This window comes from Pseudoalteromonas sp. Angola-30 (genome assembly GCF_028599215.1).
Taxonomy (GTDB): Bacteria; Pseudomonadota; Gammaproteobacteria; order Enterobacterales; family Alteromonadaceae; genus Pseudoalteromonas; species Pseudoalteromonas atlantica.
The window spans coordinates 99981-118086 of sequence record NZ_JAQREI010000010.1 but is presented as its reverse complement, the minus strand read 5'-3'; the positions used below and the strand labels follow the sequence as shown (position 1 = coordinate 118086).

The 18106-nt window shown below is 41.7% G+C and carries 17 protein-coding genes; 5 read left to right on the top strand and 12 right to left on the bottom strand.

From position 1 onward, the window contains the following. Positions 1-10 precede the first annotated feature (10 nt). Both PSH54_RS13475 and PSH54_RS13470 read left to right on the top strand, forming a co-directional pair. Positions 11-850: a hypothetical protein gene (locus PSH54_RS13475; protein ID WP_273606335.1), complete on the top strand. Its 840-nt coding sequence runs from the start codon at positions 11-13 to the stop codon at positions 848-850. Between the two features lie 91 nt (positions 851-941). Further along, positions 942-2789 carry an ABC transporter ATP-binding protein gene (locus tag PSH54_RS13470; RefSeq protein ID WP_273606334.1) on the top strand — a complete coding sequence of 616 codons (1848 nt, stop codon included), beginning with the start codon at positions 942-944 and terminating at the stop codon, positions 2787-2789. Between the two features lie 77 nt (positions 2790-2866). On the opposite strand, the gene PSH54_RS13465 is transcribed toward PSH54_RS13470, so the two are convergent. Next, the gene (locus tag PSH54_RS13465) at positions 2867-3286 is read right to left on the bottom strand and encodes an MAPEG family protein (RefSeq protein WP_273606333.1); all 420 of its coding nucleotides are present in this window, start codon (positions 3284-3286) and stop codon (positions 2867-2869) included. A gap of 144 nt (positions 3287-3430) precedes the next feature. Then, positions 3431-4522, bottom strand: coding sequence for an endonuclease/exonuclease/phosphatase family protein (locus PSH54_RS13460; RefSeq protein ID WP_273606346.1), 1092 nt, complete (start codon positions 4520-4522; stop codon positions 3431-3433). A gap of 239 nt (positions 4523-4761) precedes the next feature. Here PSH54_RS13460 and PSH54_RS13455 point away from each other — a divergent pair, with 239 nt between their 5' ends. Next, a complete protein-coding gene (locus PSH54_RS13455; RefSeq protein ID WP_273606331.1) occupies positions 4762-6024 on the top strand; it encodes a valine--pyruvate transaminase in 1263 nt (420 codons plus the stop codon). Positions 6025-6117: 93 nt separating this feature from the next. Here the strand turns inward: PSH54_RS13455 and PSH54_RS13450 are convergent, their stop codons facing one another. Then, positions 6118-6564 carry a hypothetical protein gene (locus PSH54_RS13450; RefSeq protein ID WP_273606330.1) on the bottom strand — a complete coding sequence of 149 codons (447 nt, stop codon included), beginning with the start codon at positions 6562-6564 and terminating at the stop codon, positions 6118-6120. Positions 6565-6650: 86 nt separating this feature from the next. Between PSH54_RS13450 and PSH54_RS13445 the strand changes: the two genes are divergently transcribed. Continuing rightward, on the top strand, positions 6651-7736 hold the full coding sequence (locus PSH54_RS13445; RefSeq protein ID WP_273606344.1) for a PQQ-dependent sugar dehydrogenase: 1086 nt from the start codon (positions 6651-6653) through the stop codon (positions 7734-7736). A gap of 58 nt (positions 7737-7794) precedes the next feature. On the opposite strand, the gene PSH54_RS13440 is transcribed toward PSH54_RS13445, so the two are convergent. The 9 genes from PSH54_RS13440 to lrp all read right to left on the bottom strand — a co-directional run bounded on the left by PSH54_RS13440 (position 7795) and on the right by lrp (position 16824). After that, positions 7795-8223 carry a retropepsin-like aspartic protease gene (locus PSH54_RS13440; RefSeq protein ID WP_273606329.1) on the bottom strand — a complete coding sequence of 143 codons (429 nt, stop codon included), beginning with the start codon at positions 8221-8223 and terminating at the stop codon, positions 7795-7797. Positions 8224-8498: 275 nt separating this feature from the next. After that, the gene (locus PSH54_RS13435) at positions 8499-9233 is read right to left on the bottom strand and encodes an Abi-alpha family protein (RefSeq protein ID WP_273606328.1); all 735 of its coding nucleotides are present in this window, start codon (positions 9231-9233) and stop codon (positions 8499-8501) included. Positions 9234-9351: 118 nt separating this feature from the next. Then, the gene (locus tag PSH54_RS13430) at positions 9352-9678 is read right to left on the bottom strand and encodes a hypothetical protein (protein WP_273606327.1); all 327 of its coding nucleotides are present in this window, start codon (positions 9676-9678) and stop codon (positions 9352-9354) included. 334 nt (positions 9679-10012) lie between these two features. Then, a complete protein-coding gene (serS, locus tag PSH54_RS13425) occupies positions 10013-11317 on the bottom strand; it encodes a serine--tRNA ligase (protein ID WP_273606326.1) in 1305 nt (434 codons plus the stop codon). 9 nt (positions 11318-11326) lie between these two features. Beyond that, positions 11327-11707, bottom strand: coding sequence for a fluoride efflux transporter CrcB (gene crcB / locus PSH54_RS13420; RefSeq protein ID WP_004586743.1), 381 nt, complete (start codon positions 11705-11707; stop codon positions 11327-11329). After that, a complete protein-coding gene (locus PSH54_RS13415; RefSeq protein ID WP_273606325.1) occupies positions 11700-13043 on the bottom strand; it encodes a replication-associated recombination protein A in 1344 nt (447 codons plus the stop codon). Before PSH54_RS13415 ends, crcB begins: the two co-directional genes overlap by 8 nt. Next, positions 13036-13662: an outer membrane lipoprotein chaperone LolA gene (gene lolA / locus PSH54_RS13410; RefSeq protein WP_273606324.1), complete on the bottom strand. Its 627-nt coding sequence runs from the start codon at positions 13660-13662 to the stop codon at positions 13036-13038. Before lolA ends, PSH54_RS13415 begins: the two co-directional genes overlap by 8 nt. Beyond that, positions 13662-16190 carry a DNA translocase FtsK gene (locus PSH54_RS13405; protein WP_273602653.1) on the bottom strand — a complete coding sequence of 843 codons (2529 nt, stop codon included), beginning with the start codon at positions 16188-16190 and terminating at the stop codon, positions 13662-13664. Before PSH54_RS13405 ends, lolA begins: the two co-directional genes overlap by 1 nt. A 154-nt stretch (positions 16191-16344) precedes the next feature. Beyond that, positions 16345-16824 (bottom strand): leucine-responsive transcriptional regulator Lrp, encoded by a 480-nt coding sequence (lrp, locus tag PSH54_RS13400; protein ID WP_004586747.1) that lies wholly within the window; start codon positions 16822-16824, stop codon positions 16345-16347. Between the two features lie 142 nt (positions 16825-16966). On the opposite strand from lrp, the gene ald reads away from it, so the two are divergent. Next, complete coding sequence (gene ald / locus PSH54_RS13395) at positions 16967-18088, top strand: alanine dehydrogenase (protein WP_004586748.1); 1122 nt, start codon at positions 16967-16969, stop codon at positions 18086-18088. Positions 18089-18106 lie beyond the last annotated feature (18 nt).

Below are 18106 nucleotides of genomic sequence, written 5' to 3'. Positions count from 1 at the left end.
AAGAGGGATTATGCGCGTTAAATACAGCTTACTGTTAGTGGCCTGCTCAGGATTATTAGCCTGTAGCCAAAACAATCAAAATGCTCCCTCTGCAAAGTGGTTATTAGTAGATAACTTTGAACAACCGCTAAAAGGCTGGACAAAGGCCGACACAGACAACCAAACTCAACCTTATGTCGCTAACCCACAAGTAACTAAAATAGAAGTTGAGGACACAGCCAAAGGGATTAACCATTTTTTAATTAAAAAGCCTGCCGAAAATGGTATTGTCGGCAACCGCAAAGCCCTCAGCTATAAAAAGCTTCCAAAAACAGTGCCCGTTGGCGAAACCTACACTTTTTTTACCCGTATTAACGTCGCCTCTTTTCCAAATAACCATGCTTTTGGATTAAGTAACTTAGAGCCAGAGCAAATAAACGTTCATGGCTACGACGCCTTTGAAGCCACTTTACGAGTTACCGATAAAACCGAATCAAATGGGTTAGTCAATACCGGGGCGCTAATGGTCAAAACTGATAAAGGCTATAGTAATATCCAAAACTATGCACAAGCGCAATCGGCTAAACCACTTGATACAAACAGTTGGTACAACATTTGGTACGTTGTTAATAATGCATCGGTAAAAATGCAAGGCCAGCAATACAATGTATACGTTCAAGGCGGCGAATTTAAAAACCAAACCTTAGTGTATAAAAATGCCACCTTTAGAATAAAACGCGAGCGCCCACTTAGCTATTTTTTAGCTAACTGTAATACGGGCCCACATAAAAAGCCTTACGGAAATGGCGGTTTACGCTATGACGACATTTATATGATTAAAGGCGTAAACCTCACAAACCCTATTCGATAAAAGTAGCAGTGTAAATTAGTCTCTAAAGATCTACAGCGCGCCACTTAAATGGTATGATCCTTTTCTATTTTTTGTCATTTAAGTTTATAAAATGTATCGATTATTCGAAAAAATGACCAACGCATTTCCTGAGCAAAAGCCAACGAAGCCGCCCTCTACCTTATTTGCGTTTTGTCGTCATTACACTAAAGGTATGGAGCTGTCGTTAGTTTTAATGTCTGTTAGTGCTGCCCTGCTTGCCATTTTAGAAGTATCGTTATTTAGCTATATGGGCCAACTGGTTGATTGGTTGGGCACCTACACACCGCAAACCCTGTTTGAAGAGCAAAAAGCCGAACTTATAAAAATGGCGGTAGTGCTTTTAGTGATATTGCCTATTGTGGTGTTTTTTCACTCGGCTATTTTGCACCAAGCATTACTGGGTAATTACCCTATGTCGATTCGTTGGTCGGCGCATAGATACTTATTACGCCAAAGTGTTAGCTTTTATCAAAACGAGTTTGCAGGGCGTATTGCCACAAAAGTAATGCAAACATCACTGGCCGTACGAGAAGCCGTTATGAAGCTGCTCGATGTACTAATGTATATTGTGGTTTACTTTGGCGCTATGGTGTTTTTAGTTGCAGAAGCTGATTGGCGGTTAATGCTGCCGCTTTTAGTGTGGGTAATTATTTATGCCGCCATTCAAATGTACTTTGTGCCTAAACTTAAAAAAATTGCCAGCTCGCAGGCCGATGCGCGCTCTGAAATGACCGGCCGTATAGTCGACAGCTATACAAATATATCAACCATTAAGCTTTTTTCGTACACACAACGTGAAGAGCAATACGCTAAACAAAGTATGGATGTATTTTTACAGCCTGTTTATAAGCAAATGCGTTTAGTAACCAGCCTTAATTTTGCCATTAATAGCCTAAATTACTTATTAGTATTTAGTGTGGCCGCACTATCCCTTTATTTATGGTCGTTAAGTGCGATTAGCGCAGGTGCCATTGCTGTTGCTGTTAGTTTATCGCTTAGATTAAATGGTATGGCGCAGTGGATCATGTGGGAAATAAGCAGCTTGTTTGAAAACATTGGTACCGCAACCGATGGCATGAAAACCTTATCTACGCCCATTAAAGTAGATGACAAACCCGATGCAAAAACGCTTAACGTTTCTAAGGGCGATATCGCTTTTTCAAATGTTCATTTTAACTACGGCAAAGCCGCTAACGAAACCAATCGCGGCCCGGTAATGAATGGCCTAAACCTACATATAAAGCCAGGTGAAAAAATTGGCTTAGTGGGTCGCTCTGGCGCTGGTAAATCAACATTAGTTAATTTACTGCTGCGCTTTTACGATACCGATTCGGGGACGATTAAAATTGATGGCCAAAACATTACCGATGTAAGCCAAGAAAGCCTTCGCCGCTATATAGCCATGGTTACGCAAGACACTTCCCTGCTTCACCGCTCTGTAAAAGATAATATTTTATACGGCCGACCCGATGCCTCAGAAGCCGAAATGCTCAGCGCTGCCAAGCAAGCTAAAGCACTCGAGTTTATAAGCGATTTAGAAGATAGCAAAGGCAATAAAGGGTTTGATGCTCAAGTAGGCGAGCGCGGAGTAACCCTCTCCGGTGGGCAACGCCAGCGTATCGCTATAGCGCGGGTATTACTGAAAAATGCACCTATTTTAATACTCGATGAAGCCACCAGCGCGCTCGACTCAGAAGTAGAAGCCGCAATACAAGCAAGCCTAGATGATTTAATGACAGGTAAAACTGTGATTGCCATTGCTCACAGGCTATCGACCATTGCGCAAATGGACAGACTTATTGTACTTGATGAAGGACGCGTTGTAGAGCAAGGCAACCACGAAGCGCTCATTGCGCAAAATGGTATTTATGCTGGCCTTTGGGCGCATCAAACCGGTGGGTTTATTGGTGTCAGCTAAAAACTAAAAAGCGAAAGGGCTAATTACAGCCCTTTCGCTTTTATACTATCGGCTTAATAGCCTTTAACCGCATGATATTAAGCCATTAATCTCAAGCCAATTAAAATTAGCATGACAATATTTGCTATAAAACTGATTAAAAAGAAGTACGTGCGTGGGCTTGGGTTTTTCTCTGTGGCTATAACGTAATACAGCGCCATATGAATTAATCGCGCTATTACATACACCCAAACGCACATGGCAAATATAGGGCTTTGGTAATTTATAACAAATGCAAACAACACAGTACCAATAAACAACGCGCTGTTTTCTAGTGAGTTATGAAAAGTACGGTGGGCTCTAAATATAAAACTGTCGTGCGATAAATCATCGCTAATTTTACCCGGTACAGCATTAGGTTGTTTAGCTTTGCTAAAGGTAGCTACCGACCACTGTACCACTAACATTATTAAATAAACGTAAAACGCCATATAGGCAGAAAGCGCAACTTCAGTCATTTTTATGTCCTTAAAATTGTTTTAACTCAGTAGTTACAGCAAGTTTTAAGCCTAAAATAAGTTCATTATAATTAATGACTTGCAATTTATAAGTTCAATAATAATGTAAAAGCTGCAAACCTATTTATAAATGTTACCCACGAATTAACTCCTTAACGTTAGGGTAATTGATACCACTGCGTGATCGGTTGTTAAATCGTCTCGTTCGTATTCTGGGTTTATTAAATGCCTGTCGTATGTATGATAATCACTCACTTCATAAAAGCTATCATCGTAACTTGGGTCAAATTCACACGAGAGTAAAATATAATCAAGTACCGTACTACTCGTTCCATAGTAATGGGTAGGGCTGCGATTTAATAATGGCGCAGAGGGGCCATTACTTTGTTGAACATCTGCATTCCCAGCGTTTTGCTGGGTGTTGTGCGCCGTAAATTGGCTCATTTTTAGTGTTTTAAATAATTGCCATGCGTCAATTAAACAATATTTAGCAAGGTACGTTTTAACATCAAACGCTGGGGCAAATCGCAATGTATTCGTTAGTAAATGGCTCAATACGCCATCGGCAAGGTCGTTATTAAAATCGCCCATTAACACCATAGGCTGTTGTGTAGCTTCGCGTCGGGCAATCATTTCTATCATTAGTAAAGTGGCTTCACTTCCGCGCTGAATGGTTGAGCCCCACGAGCCGGCCACATTTGCTTTGAGAGTGTCTATTATGTTTTTTTCGCTTGAGAGCGGCTCGATTTTGGGTGAGCTAGTAGTACTTTCATCACTTTCAATCATGGCTCGTTTTGACTTAAAATGCACTACATAACAGTCGGTATTACCTACATGGGGTAATTTAATGGTTGCTCTTAACACCTTACGGCTAAACGTAAAATTACTATTAAGGCCAAGCATTTCAACAAGCTCGGTATTGTGCTTAACCGCAGCAACATCAACAATCTCAAATTTAGACGCTATAGCCACGACCGGGCGTTTAAAAATAAAATCATCAATCACCTCTGGCGTATCAACCACAGCAAAATATGTATAGCCTTGCTGCGCCATTAACACCTTTAGCGATTCAATACTAAACACTTCTTGAAAACCTACTACATCAGGCGTGTACTCATTTAAATAATCCACAATCCAACGCTGTTTGCGTGCCCATTGCTCTGCGGTATAAATTTTTTCAAAATCGTAATACGCATTAGGCGGCTCAAGGTAGTTAAATAAATTAAACGTGGCTATTTTAAATTGCGTGTTTTTTACTACAGGCTCGTTTAAATCAGCGGCAGGTTCAGCCTCAAGCGTAGTGTGATGTAAAGTCGATTCAAAATTACTGATAACAATAGCCTAGCGAATAAAAGTGCATTAATTATACCCTAAAGGGTTTAAAGTTCTAAACCGTGAATTATTCTCAACATGCAAATAAAGCCCTTTATTTACGCTATACTGCCCTCCTCGTTATTAGCGCACACATAGGTATTATGAACTACTCAAATTTTGGTACTAAATTTACACAACCCAACGGAATAACGCAGCTTATGGAAGATTTAGGCAGCGCTAACGCAAGCAATAATCCAAATATTGTTATGCTAGGTGGCGGTAACCCTGCACACGTACCACAGGTTAATACTGTATTTTTAGATGAATTACAAAAGCTAGTAGCCAATAATAAAGTATCGCAAGTATTTGGTTTGTACGACGGGCCAACTGGCAATGACGAATTTAGAGCGGCTCTTGCTAAACACCTCAATAGCGAGTTTGACTGGGGCTTAACACCACAAAACATAGCACTGGGTAACGGCAGCCAAGCTAACTTTTTTGTATTGTTTAATATGCTTGCGGGCAAAATGAGCGATGGCACTAATAAGCGTATATTGTTTCCGCTTGCGCCTGAATACGTAGGTTACGCCGACCAAGGTTTATCTGATGATATGTTTGTGGCAATAAAACCCGACATCGAAATTTTAAATACCCCCAGTGGCTCTAAGCAGTTTAAATATGTCATTGATTTTGACGCGGTAGAAAACGTATTAGCCAACGATACCAGTATTAGTGCACTGTGCGTATCGCGCCCTACCAACCCAACTGGTAATGTCATTACCGATGAGGAAGTACGCCACCTAGATGCCCTAGCACACAAGTACAATATTCCCCTAATTATTGATAACGCCTACGGCGACCCTTTCCCAGGTTGTATTTACACCGATGCAAACCTTACGTGGAACTCAAACATTATATTGTGTATGTCGCTTTCAAAACTGGGCTTGCCTGGCCTGCGCACTGGTATTGTGGTTGCCAATAACGAAATAATTAAAGCCATTGGCCGTGTTAACGGCTCTATGGTGTTATCGCCTAACGCTATTGGCCCAAGCTTAGTAACCCGCTTAATTAACGAAGGCGAATTACTGCCTTTGTGTAAAAATACGGTATTGCCTTTTTATAAAAATAAAGCAGAGATAGCCATAAACCTGTTTGATGAAATTTTTGCAGACTTGCCTGTTTATTTACATAAACTAGAAGGCGCGTTTTTTATGTGGCTATGGTTTAAAGACTCAAAAATAACCAGCGAAATGCTTTATCAAAAACTCAAAGAGCAAGATGTATATATAATTCCTGGGCATAACTTTTTTATTGGCATTGAAGATAGCTGGGAGCACAAACACCAGTGCGTACGCATTAACTACGCTAACGATGAAGCTACTCTCAGAAAAGGCCTAGAGGCTATTAAGTCGCTTATTATGTAGCGCTTATTATATAGAGCTTTAATTAACGTTTTACATCGTATTTTAACGTGGTGGTTAACGCTTAGCGTTAGCCACTGAGTTTTTTTATTTAACCTACTGTTTAGGGGCTAACGCCTTGGTTAATAAGGCAAACAGCAAGCCACCTAAAGCACCTGCTAGTAACTGCAAATAAAATCCCCATCCACGAGCGCCCGCTATAATATGAATATTCATAATCGACTCAATCGCCACTAAGACCACGGCAAAAGCAGTGATACCCGATGCTACAAATAACGCCATGCTGTATTTTTTAAACTTTTTAACAAGTAACACAACAGCAAAAAAAGCGATAGCCAAAGCAATGGCAATAATAGCGCCATAGGTAGATAATAGCCCTAACCAATCATCTAGCGTTAAATTAATACGGTCGCTTAAGCTGACCACTACACCCACATCAACTAATTGATTGACAACGTATTGGCTATGAAACAAGCTAGCAAGCGTAAAGGTAAATAACCAAGAAACTAAAAATATAGGGAGTAAACGTGTTAAAAATGGCATGGTTATCTCAACTTAAAGTAAAGCTTTTTTCTTAGAGTAGCAAAGGCTTGCAATGTAAACAACGACTCTCTCAATTAGCGCTATGGCTGTTTGTAGGGCTTTTTTCGTCTACCGCCAGTGCAGCTACATTACCTAAAGAGCAGTACAGTATCCACACAGTTGCTACAAAATTAAATGCGCCGTGGAGCATGGTTAAACTGCCAAATGATACATGGCTAATTACAGAGCGCGACGGCCACGTTGTTATTGTAAAAAACAATCAGCAAACTAGAGTAAATTTAAACCTTGAAGGTTTATACGTTGCAGGCCAAGGCGGCTTACTCGATATAGTGCTCTCGCCTAATTTTAACACCAGCAAAGAAGTTATATTTACCTACGCACAAGGCACAGCTGAGGCTAATCGCCTAGTAATTGCAAAAGCTACCTTTAATGGCACCGGCTTTTCAACGCCTGTTATTATTTACACAGTAGCGACTGATAAAAATACCCCACAACACTACGCTGGCCGCGCCCTCTTTTTACCCGACAACACTCTACTGTTTTCAACTGGTGATGGCTTTGATTTTAGAGAGCAAGCACAAGTAATAACCAGCCAACTTGGCAAATTATTACGTATAAACCTAGATGGCACTATTCCAAAAGATAACCCATTTATTAATCACAAAAACCCCAATGCACACGCTGTTTACTCGCTCGGTCACCGAAACCCACAGGGCTTAGTGTATGATTACGATACCGATCAAATTATTAGCCACGAGCACGGCCCCGCAGGTGGCGACGAGCTAAATTACTTAACGCCAGCTACCAACTACGGCTGGCCGGTGATCACCTATGGTGACGATTACTCGCAAGCGCGCATATCTCCTTTTAGAGATTACCCCGGCATGCAAAAACCAAGCGTAGATTGGACGCCATCAATCGCCCCATCAGGTATGGCATATTACGGCTCTAAACACGCCGCATTCCCTTCACTTCAAAAGCATGTGCTCATTACCACCCTCGTTGATAAAAAGCTCTACAGCGTTAATCTGGCTAATGGCGAATTCACCCAGTCACACATATTTCCAGAAGCAACAGGAAGATTAAGGGATGTGTATGTAACCACTGAGGGTAATGTAGCAGTATTAATGGATGGGAAAGATGCTGAGCTGATGTTGGTAAAGCCAAAGTAGTTTACAAAGAGGATTAGAGGCGCTTTGCTATAATAGCGGCTTAAGGGAGCCGCTTTAATCACTCACAATCAGACAATGGTTCACTAATTGTCAGTGTATTAGTACCAAAATCTAATATAGCTTGGTATTTTCTAAAAAATGGAGAGCCTAATAATCCATGTATTGTATCGCCACCACCAGCGGCCTGTACATGGTCTAGGTTGAGTGATACAAACTGTGTACTTTCATACAATTGGCCTGCCAATTCAAATTTTAAAACGTTTATTAAGCCCATTTCGTGTTCGGCTGTACCTAAACCTGCGGCATTTTCTTCACTTACTTCTTCTTGTATTCCAAGCATTTTAATACATGTTCTATCCAAAACAGATGCACCCGCCGCTGTATCTAAAATTAAACGTACTGTATACCCGTTTATTTTAGCCTGAATAATTTGATGGCCTGTTTCTGTTACTTCAAATTGCAAGCTTGTGGTTTTAGCTAATTCCATAATGTTCCTTATTTAGGTTAATTGAAACACACTCTACTACAGTTACCTTCTAACACAACCTTATAAATATTAAGTCGCTAGCTTGCACTTACACCCTTTTGTAGTTAAAACATGGCTGATATTTCTGAAGCTAAAAATACAAAAACTAATTTTCTTAAAGCCAATTAATTCACAAAGAGGGCTACAGCCGCTTCGCTTTTAGAGAAATATAATAGCTTAAATAAAGGTGTTTTGAGCAAATTGCGACTTGATGTCTGAAGTCAAGAGTTGCCCCTTTATTTTTTGTTAGAGCTTTTTTCTTTAGCTTCATAGAATTCAATCGGAGACCCTACATAGCCTTGAGAACGAGCATACAATTGAAGACATAAAGCGTGTGGAGTTACATCAGCTTTAAGATTATCTACATTAAACCCAGAGTTAATTAACTCGAGCCCTCGAAGATGGTCTAATTCTCTATCCAATTGATGAATGTCGTCGATTCCTGATATTTCAAGTAATTGGTCTGCTTCTAGGTAGAAAAACTCACTTGTAATGAACCCAGCTTTCCCCATATAAGTATTCGCATTCTGACAAATGTGAGCAACAATTCGTGCCTGACTAGATGTTAGCTGTGAAAGTAGGTTTATTAAAATGATATTACTTTCATCTTTTCCTTCTGGCGTGCATGATGAGGCGAGTAACCCCGCCCATAAATTTTGCATAAAATCATCTTCGGCCCAAGAACCGTTTTCAAGTGTTGAATAAATTATGCGTGGGTGAGCGGATACAACTAATCCTTGAACTTGTTCCTCGAGAAGGGCTTGTGCTTTACTCGCAATCTCGACAGCATTTTTTGCTCTCCATGAACTAACCTTATCCTTTAGAAGTAAGCCAAACTCCTCAGCTGCGGGCAGACAGATTCTACTTAAAAATGCTGATGCACCATCAACAGTACCCTTAGTAACAGTATTTACTGAATTTGCTATAGGTTTTACCCCAAGAATATCTAAACTTTTATTTTCGTCACTCATTTATAAAAACTCTCCCTGTTGCTCTACGCTCGCTTAACCGGAGCAAAATAGCAGGCTAAATTTAGCGAAGTAGGAGCGCAAGCCTGCTGTTTTGCGTCCTTTTTGGTTCAAGCGTTTGTTATGTTTTAGGCATAGCCAGCCAAAATGTAAGTAATGAACCAACCACTGCACCAATAATACCCGAGAGAATTGGAACAATATACGTTGCAATAAAAGGCTTCTTAATTGATTCATGGTGTTGAATTCTTTGATTCAAACGATTGGCAGCTTCTTGAAAATGCTTAGGCATAACATGTTGAGGATTGTTACTTAAACAAGCATCGTGGTAACTTACTATGTATTGATTTATTTTTAAACATTGTTCGTACGTTAAAGAGTTATTTGTTTCGCTCAATACTTGTTTCCAATCAGAAAACTTATCAAAGTCCATGCTATCGTAATTCAAATCTGGCTCCTTTTTAAAAATAAAACATAACAACTTAGTATCCGACATTTATCGTTTTATAAATCAACAAATATCCAAATATTTAATCTAATGTAACCAGCGAATAAGCACCTGTAAACAATTAGTTAGATCTCACGTAAGTTTACTGGATGTTGAAAAGCATCAAAATGGTGGAGATGAGTAATATTGGACAAATAAATTACAAAACATAGTCTTTTCCCTTCGCTTTTAAACTGTAAGCTGCAAGTTTTAACTCAAAACAAAAAAGCCGCTGTTCGTTAAAACAGCGGCTTTTCTACTTAAAGCTGATAGCTAAAAACTGACAGCTCGTTTTTTAAGCTTTCCCAATCACTTCAAGTCCACCCATGTATGGGTGTAATACTTCTGGTACTATTACTGAACCATCGGCTTGTTGGTAGTTTTCTAGTATGGCTACGAGGGTACGGCCAACGGCTAAGCCTGAACCATTTAGTGTATGTAGTAACTCTGGCTTTTTAGCACCTTCACGGCGAAAACGTGCTTGCATACGGCGCGCTTGGAAATCGACCATATTTGAACAAGACGAAATTTCGCGGTAGGTATCTTGGGCCGGTAACCATACTTCTAAGTCGTATGTTTTAGCTGCGCCAAAGCCCATGTCGCCCATACATAAAATTACTTTACGGTATGGTAGTTCTAGTGCTTGTAAAATTTGCTCTGCGTGGCCTGTTAGCTCTTCAAGCGCTTGCATTGAATCTTCTGGTTTTACTAGTTGAACTAGTTCAACTTTATCAAACTGATGCTGGCGAATTAAGCCGCGTGTATCACGACCGTAGCTGCCCGCTTCACTTCTAAAACACGGCGTGTGCGCAGTTAAGCGAATCGGTAAATCGCTTTCTTCGTAAATCTCATCGCGTGCGCTATTAGTAAGCGGTACTTCTGCTGTTGGGATTAAGCTAAAGCCAGCTTGTTGTTCACCGTCGTCGTTTACTAGGCCTAATGTATGGAATAAATCGCCTGCAAACTTAGGTAATTGGCTTGTACCGTAAAGGCTTGCGCTATTTACTAAGTACGGTACATACATTTCTGTATAGCCGTTTTTATCTGTGTGGGTATCTAGCATGTATTGCGTAAGTGCACGGTGCATACGCGCTACTTGGCCGCGCATTACTGTAAAACGTGCGCCACTAATTTTAACGCCCATTTCAAAGTCTAGGCCGTTTAGGTCTTGGCCAACGTCTACGTGATCTTTTACTTCAAAGTCGTACTTTTTAGGCGTGCCCCAGGTAAGTATTTCAACGTTGTCGTCTTCATCAGCGCCTTCTGGTACTGATTCGTCTGGCAAGTTTGGTATTGCTAAAGCAATGTCGTTAATGGCGTTGAGTACTTCATCTTGCGCTTTTTTAGTTGCGTCTAATTCGCTTCCTAAATTTGCCACTGCGTCTAGTAGTGGTTGTGCGTCTTCGCCTTTTGCTTTTGCTTGGCCAATGGCTTTAGCACTGGCGTTACGTTGACTTTGAAGCTCTTGCGTTTTTACTTGTAATGTTTTGCGTTGTTCTTCAAGTTCTGTCACTTTTGCAACATCAAGCTCGTAGCCACGAGCCGCTAAGCGTGCTGCAGTTTGCTCAACGTCTTGTCGTAAATATTTAGAATCTAACATGTTAGTTTTTTAACCTTTTTGCATTACCAGCTGAAGGCCCAGCCAAGCCATAAAAATACAGATCATCACATTTAAGATGATATTGAGGGCCATTTTAATAAAGTGACCTTGTTGTAATAACAACAACGAGTCCATTGAGAATGTTGAAAAGGTGGTTAACGCACCTAAAAAGCCAATACCAATAAGGGTTTTAGCGGGGCTTGTGGCGATAATTTCTTTCTCTATCAAACCGTACAAAATGCCCATTAACAATGAACCCAGAATATTAACCGTCAACGTGCCAAAAGGGAATCCCCTACCAAGGAGTTTTAGCATGGTTTCGCTAATAAAAAAACGTAAACAGGCTCCTGAGGCGCCGCCAAGGGCGATCATCATATAAAGTTTAATCATTTTCGTATCGTTTAAGTGGGCTTTGCGCGTCGCGATCTTTTAAGTAATCAAGCTTTTGCTTAATTTTTTGCTCAAGGCCGCGATCGCTCGGTAAATAATAGTGTTTGTCTTGAATTTCTGGCGGTAAATATTTTTCACCAGCGGCAAAGGCACCCTCTTCGTTATGTGCGTAGCGATACTCGGCGCCATAGCCTAAATCTTTCATTAGGTTAGTAGGCGCATTTCGTAAATGCTCTGGCACTGGGTAGCTTGGCTCGTTTTTGGCATCAGCTTTTGCTTGGTTAAACGCCATATAAACGGCATTACTTTTAGGTGCGCTAGCTAAGTATAAAGTGGCTTGTGCAATGGCGCGTTCGCCCTCGCTTGGGCCTACACGCTGAAATATATCCCATGCGTTTAACGCCACTTCCATTGCCCGTGGGTCGGCGTTACCTATGTCTTCTGTGGCAATGGCAAGTAAACGCCTTGCTACATAAAGTGGGTCGCCGCCGCCGGCTAAAATACGGCAATACCAATACAGCGCGCCATCGGGTGAGCTGCCTCGTACTGATTTATGAAAAGCCGATATTAAATCGTAAAATTCATCGCCGCCTTTATCGTATTTAGCTAAATGGGTTGGCAGTACTTGGCTTAATACGTGCTCATCTACGTTGTATGTGCCGTTTTGCTCACTCGTTAAATCAACCGCTTGCTCAAGCAGGTTTAACACTTTACGGGCATCGCCGCCGCTTGCTTGGCAAAGCGCTTGTTTGGCGTTATCGGCAATAACAATGTTTTTTTGGTTTAGTTGCTCATCTTGCTTAAGTGCGCGCTCTATCACTGTGTATAGGTCGGTATCGGCTAGCGACTTTAAAACATACACGCGTGCACGCGACAAAATAGCGTTGTTAAGTGCAAATGAGGGGTTTTCGGTTGTCGCGCCTACAAATATAAAAGTGCCGTCTTCTATGTGAGGTAAAAATGCATCTTGCTGCGATTTATTAAAACGGTGTACTTCATCCACAAACATTAAGGTGCGTTGCCCGCGGCTTTGTAGGTTATCATGCGCTTGCGTTACGCTGTCGCGAATATCTTTTACGCCTGCGGTCACAGCCGACATTTGTATAAGTTCGGCATCGGCGTGGTTTGCAATAATTTGCGCAAGGGTGGTTTTACCTACCCCAGGCGGCCCCCACAAAATTAAGCTGTGGCAACGCCCTGCAACAATGGCTTGGTGCAAGGGCTTGTCGCTACTTAGTAAATGCTGCTGACCTATGTATTCGTCAAGCGTTGTTGGGCGCATGCGCGCCGCAAGTGGGCGTACATCGGGCCCAAAGTTAAAGCCTAAATTATTCACCGTTACTCTGATCGTCTATTTCTACACCCTCTGGTGGGGTAAATTCAAAGGTGCTTGTATCAAGCGAGGTATTTACTTGTGCATTGTTAAAACTAAACGACGAAAGCTGACCAGAATTATCCGTCACAACTAACTTAGCAAGGCCTTGCTCGTTACCTGCAAAGGTAATATCAAGTTGCTCTACTTGGCTTTCTACGCCTTTATTTGGCGTTACACTAAAGCCAGAGTCTGTGGCTTGAACACTGTATTTTTCCCATTGTGCGGGATCTTTTGAAGTAAGCAGTACAAACGGTGTTGAATCTATAAGGCTATGGGTATCCATAATAGTTACTTGCTCAGCAAAGCTGTCGAAGTAATAGGTTTTGTCACCATTGGATACAAATAAGGTATCGTCTGGGTTTGTTTGCTGCCAGCGGATCATCATAGGTTGTTTAAGGGCAATTGTGCCCTCGCCTTGCATAACCGCTTGGCCTTGCGGATCGGTTACGTTTTGAGAAAACTGCGCTTTAAAACTTTTAAGGGTTGCGAGTTTGTCTTGCAGTGCTTGGCTGTCATCAGCAAAGCTAGGCGTGGCAATTAAACTGCCAAGCACTAATAATAAAGTGTTTAATTTTTTCATTAATTTGCTCCATTAGGTACTAATACATCGCGAGCGCCGTTATGGCCTGGTGAACTCACGATACCCGATGTTTCCATTTGTTCTACTAGTCGTGCTGCGCGGTTATAGCCAACACGTAATTTACGTTGTACGGACGATACCGATACTTTGCCGGTTTCGATTACAAACGCAACGGCTTCGTCGTATAGCGGATCTGACTCTTCATCTGCGTTTTCACTGGTTTCACCTGGTAATAAAACATCTTCTGTGGCATCACCATTTAAAATTTCATCAATGTAATTAGGTTTACCGCGTGCTTTCCAATCGTTTACTACCGCATGTACTTCATGGTCGTCTACAAATGCGCCATGCACACGCTCTGGTACGCTTGTGCCTGGCGGTAAGTAAAGCATATCACCCATACCTAATAGGTTTTCGGCACCTTGTTGATCCAATATGGTACGTGAGTCTATTTTGCTCGACACCTGAAACGCCATACGCGTAGGTATATTGGCTTTAATTAAGCCGGTAATTACATCTACCGATGGGCGCTGTGTTGCAAGTACTAAATGTATACCTGCGGCACGCGCTTTTTGCGCAATACGGGCAATTAGCTCTTCAACTTTTTTACCTACAATCATCATCATGTCGGCAAATTCGTCTATTACTACCACTATGCTCGGTAGTTTATCTAACTCGTCTGGGCCTTCTTTCATGCCGTCGGTGTCTTTAAATAATGGGTCAAGAATTGGGTAACCCGCTTCTTTGGCCTCAAGTACTTTTTGGTTGTAACCTTTTAAGTTACGTACACCCAACGCCGACATTAATTTATAACGGCGTTCCATTTCGCCTACACACCAACGTAGTGCGTTAGCCGCTTCTTTCATGTCGGTAACAACTTCACACAATAGGTGCGGAATACCTTCGTAAACCGAAAGCTCAAGCATTTTCGGGTCAATCATGATCATACGAACATCATCAGGGCCCGATTTGTACAGTAAGCTTAATATCATTACATTAACGCCCACTGACTTACCCGAACCCGTGGTACCGGCTACCAGTAAATGGGGCATTTTACCTAAATCGGCACACACAGGTTGCCCTGCAATATCTTTACCTAACACCATGGTGAGTGGCGATGGATTTTGCTCAAATTTAGGGGCGTTAATTACCTCAGATAAACGTACAATTTCGCGGTACTTGTTAGGCAGCTCTATCCCTATGTAAGTTTTACCTGGGATCACCTCAACCACACGTACACTAATTGCCGATAACGAACGGGCTAAATCTTTTGATAAACCAGTAATTTTAGACACCTTTATACCCGGTGCTAAATCAAGCTCAAAACGTGTTACAACTGGGCCTGGGTATACGCCAACCACTTTTGCTTGTACGTTAAAGTCGAGTAATTTTGTTTCAACAAGACGCGACACGCTTTCAAGCTCTTCTTCCGATATCGGGTTTTTTGCTTTATCCGGTCTGTCGAGTAAATCAAGCGACGGTAATGGCCCTGGCGGTGGCTCTTTATCAAGTAGCTCTTCAAACTTTTCTTTTGCTGTTGGCGGTGGCTGATATGCAGGTTTTGGCTTAGGCATAGGCCTTGCTGGCGATACCACCGTGGTAACCGGTTTTTCAGGCTCAACAACTTGGCTTTGATCAAGCGCATTAAGTGCAGCCGCTGTATCCATTGGCTCATCGTCTATGGCGCTAAAGCCAATTTCCTGGTCGAGTATATCGTCTAGCTCATCAAATGGGCTGTAGTCATCACTAATTTGCGGTTCGCTAAAGGTAGGCTGCTCTTTAGTAATGGCTTTTTGCTTAGCTGGTTTTTTACTTTTTGCAGGCTCTTGTTCAAATTCTGATGATTGCTCGAGTGTGGTATCGCTTTGCTCATAATCGTCAGGGTCATCATTAAATTGCGCATCGGCTTGCACCGGATTTGCCGCAATACGCTCTCGTTGCATCCAACCTTGGGCGTAATTAGCAATGTAACGGTAGCCTCTAACCACTAAATCGCCGAGGTAGTCTACAAATTCAACCCACGACACACCGGTTAATAAAGTAAGTCCAGCAAAAAAGAAGCACAATAATAGTATAGAGGTACCGGTAAAGTTAAATGCCGGCATCATGGCCGATGCAATCACATCGCCCACTACCCCACCGGATGAAAAGTTATAAATATCATCAAAGTTAATGCTGCTGATTGCCGTAGCTGAGGTAATAAATAAAGCAAAGCCAATAACACGCAAAGCAAGTGTGGTGTAGTCGAGCTGTAAAATACGATGAGGTTGTTTAAACAGTAAATAGCCAAATAGTTGAATAGCGGCCGGCACTAAATAAGCAAGCCAACCAAATGACAGTAATAATATATCGGCTACCCAAGCACCGGCAGTGCCTGTAATATTTTTTACGTTTCTAAATTCACCCGTTTGCGACCACGCAGGGTCAGCGGGATCAAAGCTGATTAAAGCACATAAAATGAATATTGCCGCAAAGGTACTGATGATCAGCCCTGTTTCTAATAGTCTTTGCACACCGTTTAGGCGCATAACTTCCTATCCCTCTTTATTGTTCTATTGGCACTTGCTTGCAATCAAATACCTTAGCAGGAAATGCAATTTGATGCACTTTATCTTAATGTGTATGGCCTGATTATGAACAAGTTTTTATAAATTAGAGTGTGTTTATCTTTTGCGGTTAAATTTACGCAATGTAAGGGCGAATAATTACGCCGTCTTCACCTTTTACTTCTTCCATTACTACATAGGTGCGGCTTTCACTCACGTTTGGCAGCTTTAAAAGAATGTCGCCTAGTACACCGCGGTATTCTGACATATCGTTTACGCGTGTTTTTAATAAAAAATCAAAATTGCCCGATACCAAGTGACACTCTATTATCTCTTCGTGCTGTTTAACCGCCGCACTAAACTCATCAAATACGTCGGGCGATGTTTTGGTAATGGTTACCTCAACATACACAGATAAGCCTTGGCCAAGCTTTGCTGGATCAACCACCGCTTTGTAGCCAAGTATATAACCTTCACGTTCTAACTTTTTTACGCGCTCTAGACAGGGCGTGGCGCTCAGGCCAACTCGTCGGGCCAGTTCTACATTAGAAAGGCGTCCATCGTGCTGTAATTCCATTAAAATTTTACGGTCAATTCTATCTAATAACTGATGCATACACCCAACTAGTTTAATATTCTGTTTATTTTTATTATTTAGATGATAACACTGCCTAGCCTTTTAAAAAAGGTGAGACACACTGCCTTATGATGAATATAATAGTGAAAAATGTTAATCCGTTCTTAATAAGGCAAATTTTATGATTATTGGTGTACCTAAAGAAATTAAAAACCATGAATACCGTGTAGGTATGGTTCCTGCGAGTGTTCGTGAATTAGTAAATCACGGCCACCAAGTGATTGTTGAAACAGATGCAGGTATGGGCATTGGTTTTACTAACGAAGATTACACACAAGCTGGCGCTGAAATTTTAGCAACTGCAGCTGATGTTTTTGCAAAAGCAGACATGATCGTAAAAGTAAAAGAGCCACAAGCTGTTGAGCGTGCAATGCTACGCGAAGATCAAATTTTATTTACTTACCTTCACCTTGCACCTGATCTTCCACAAACTGAAGACCTTGTTAAAAGCAAAGCGATTTGTATTGCTTACGAAACAGTGACTGATGCACGTGGCGGCTTGCCGCTTCTTGCACCAATGAGTGAAGTAGCAGGTCGTATGTCTATTCAGGCCGGTGCACAAGCGCTTGAAAAATCTAACCACGGCCGTGGCATGTTACTTGGTGGCGTACCAGGCGTTGAAGCAGCTAAAGTAGTTGTTATTGGCGGCGGCATGGTGGGTCGTAGCGCAGCGCAAATGGCTGTTGGCATGGGCGCAGACGTTGTAGTACTTGACCGCAACATTGATGTACTTCGTGCACTAGACGCGCAATTTGGTAACAAAGTTAAAGCGATTTACTCAACGGCTGACGCACTAGAAAAACACGTACTAGAAGCTGACTTAGTAATTGGTGGCGTACTAATTCCAGGTGCTGCAGCACCTAAACTAGTAACAGCCGATCACATTAAAGCAATGAAGCCAGGCTCTGCAATTGTTGATGTTGCTATTGACCAAGGTGGTTGTATTGCAACTTCTAAAGCAACAACACACGCTGATCCTACATACATTGTTGATGAAGTTGTTCACTACTGTGTTGCTAACATGCCAGGTGCAGTACCACGTACTTCTACCTTTGCACTTAACAATGCAACATTGCCGTTTATTATTAACCTGGCAAACAAAGGTTACAAAAAGGCACTATTAGATGACGCGCACTTCTTAAAAGGCTTAAACGTAATTAAAGGCCAAGTAACTTACAAAGAAGTAGCTGAAGCGTTCAATATGGAATATGTTGACCCTCGTACTGCAGTAGAAAACGCGTAATTTTGCGTTTAGTCGTTA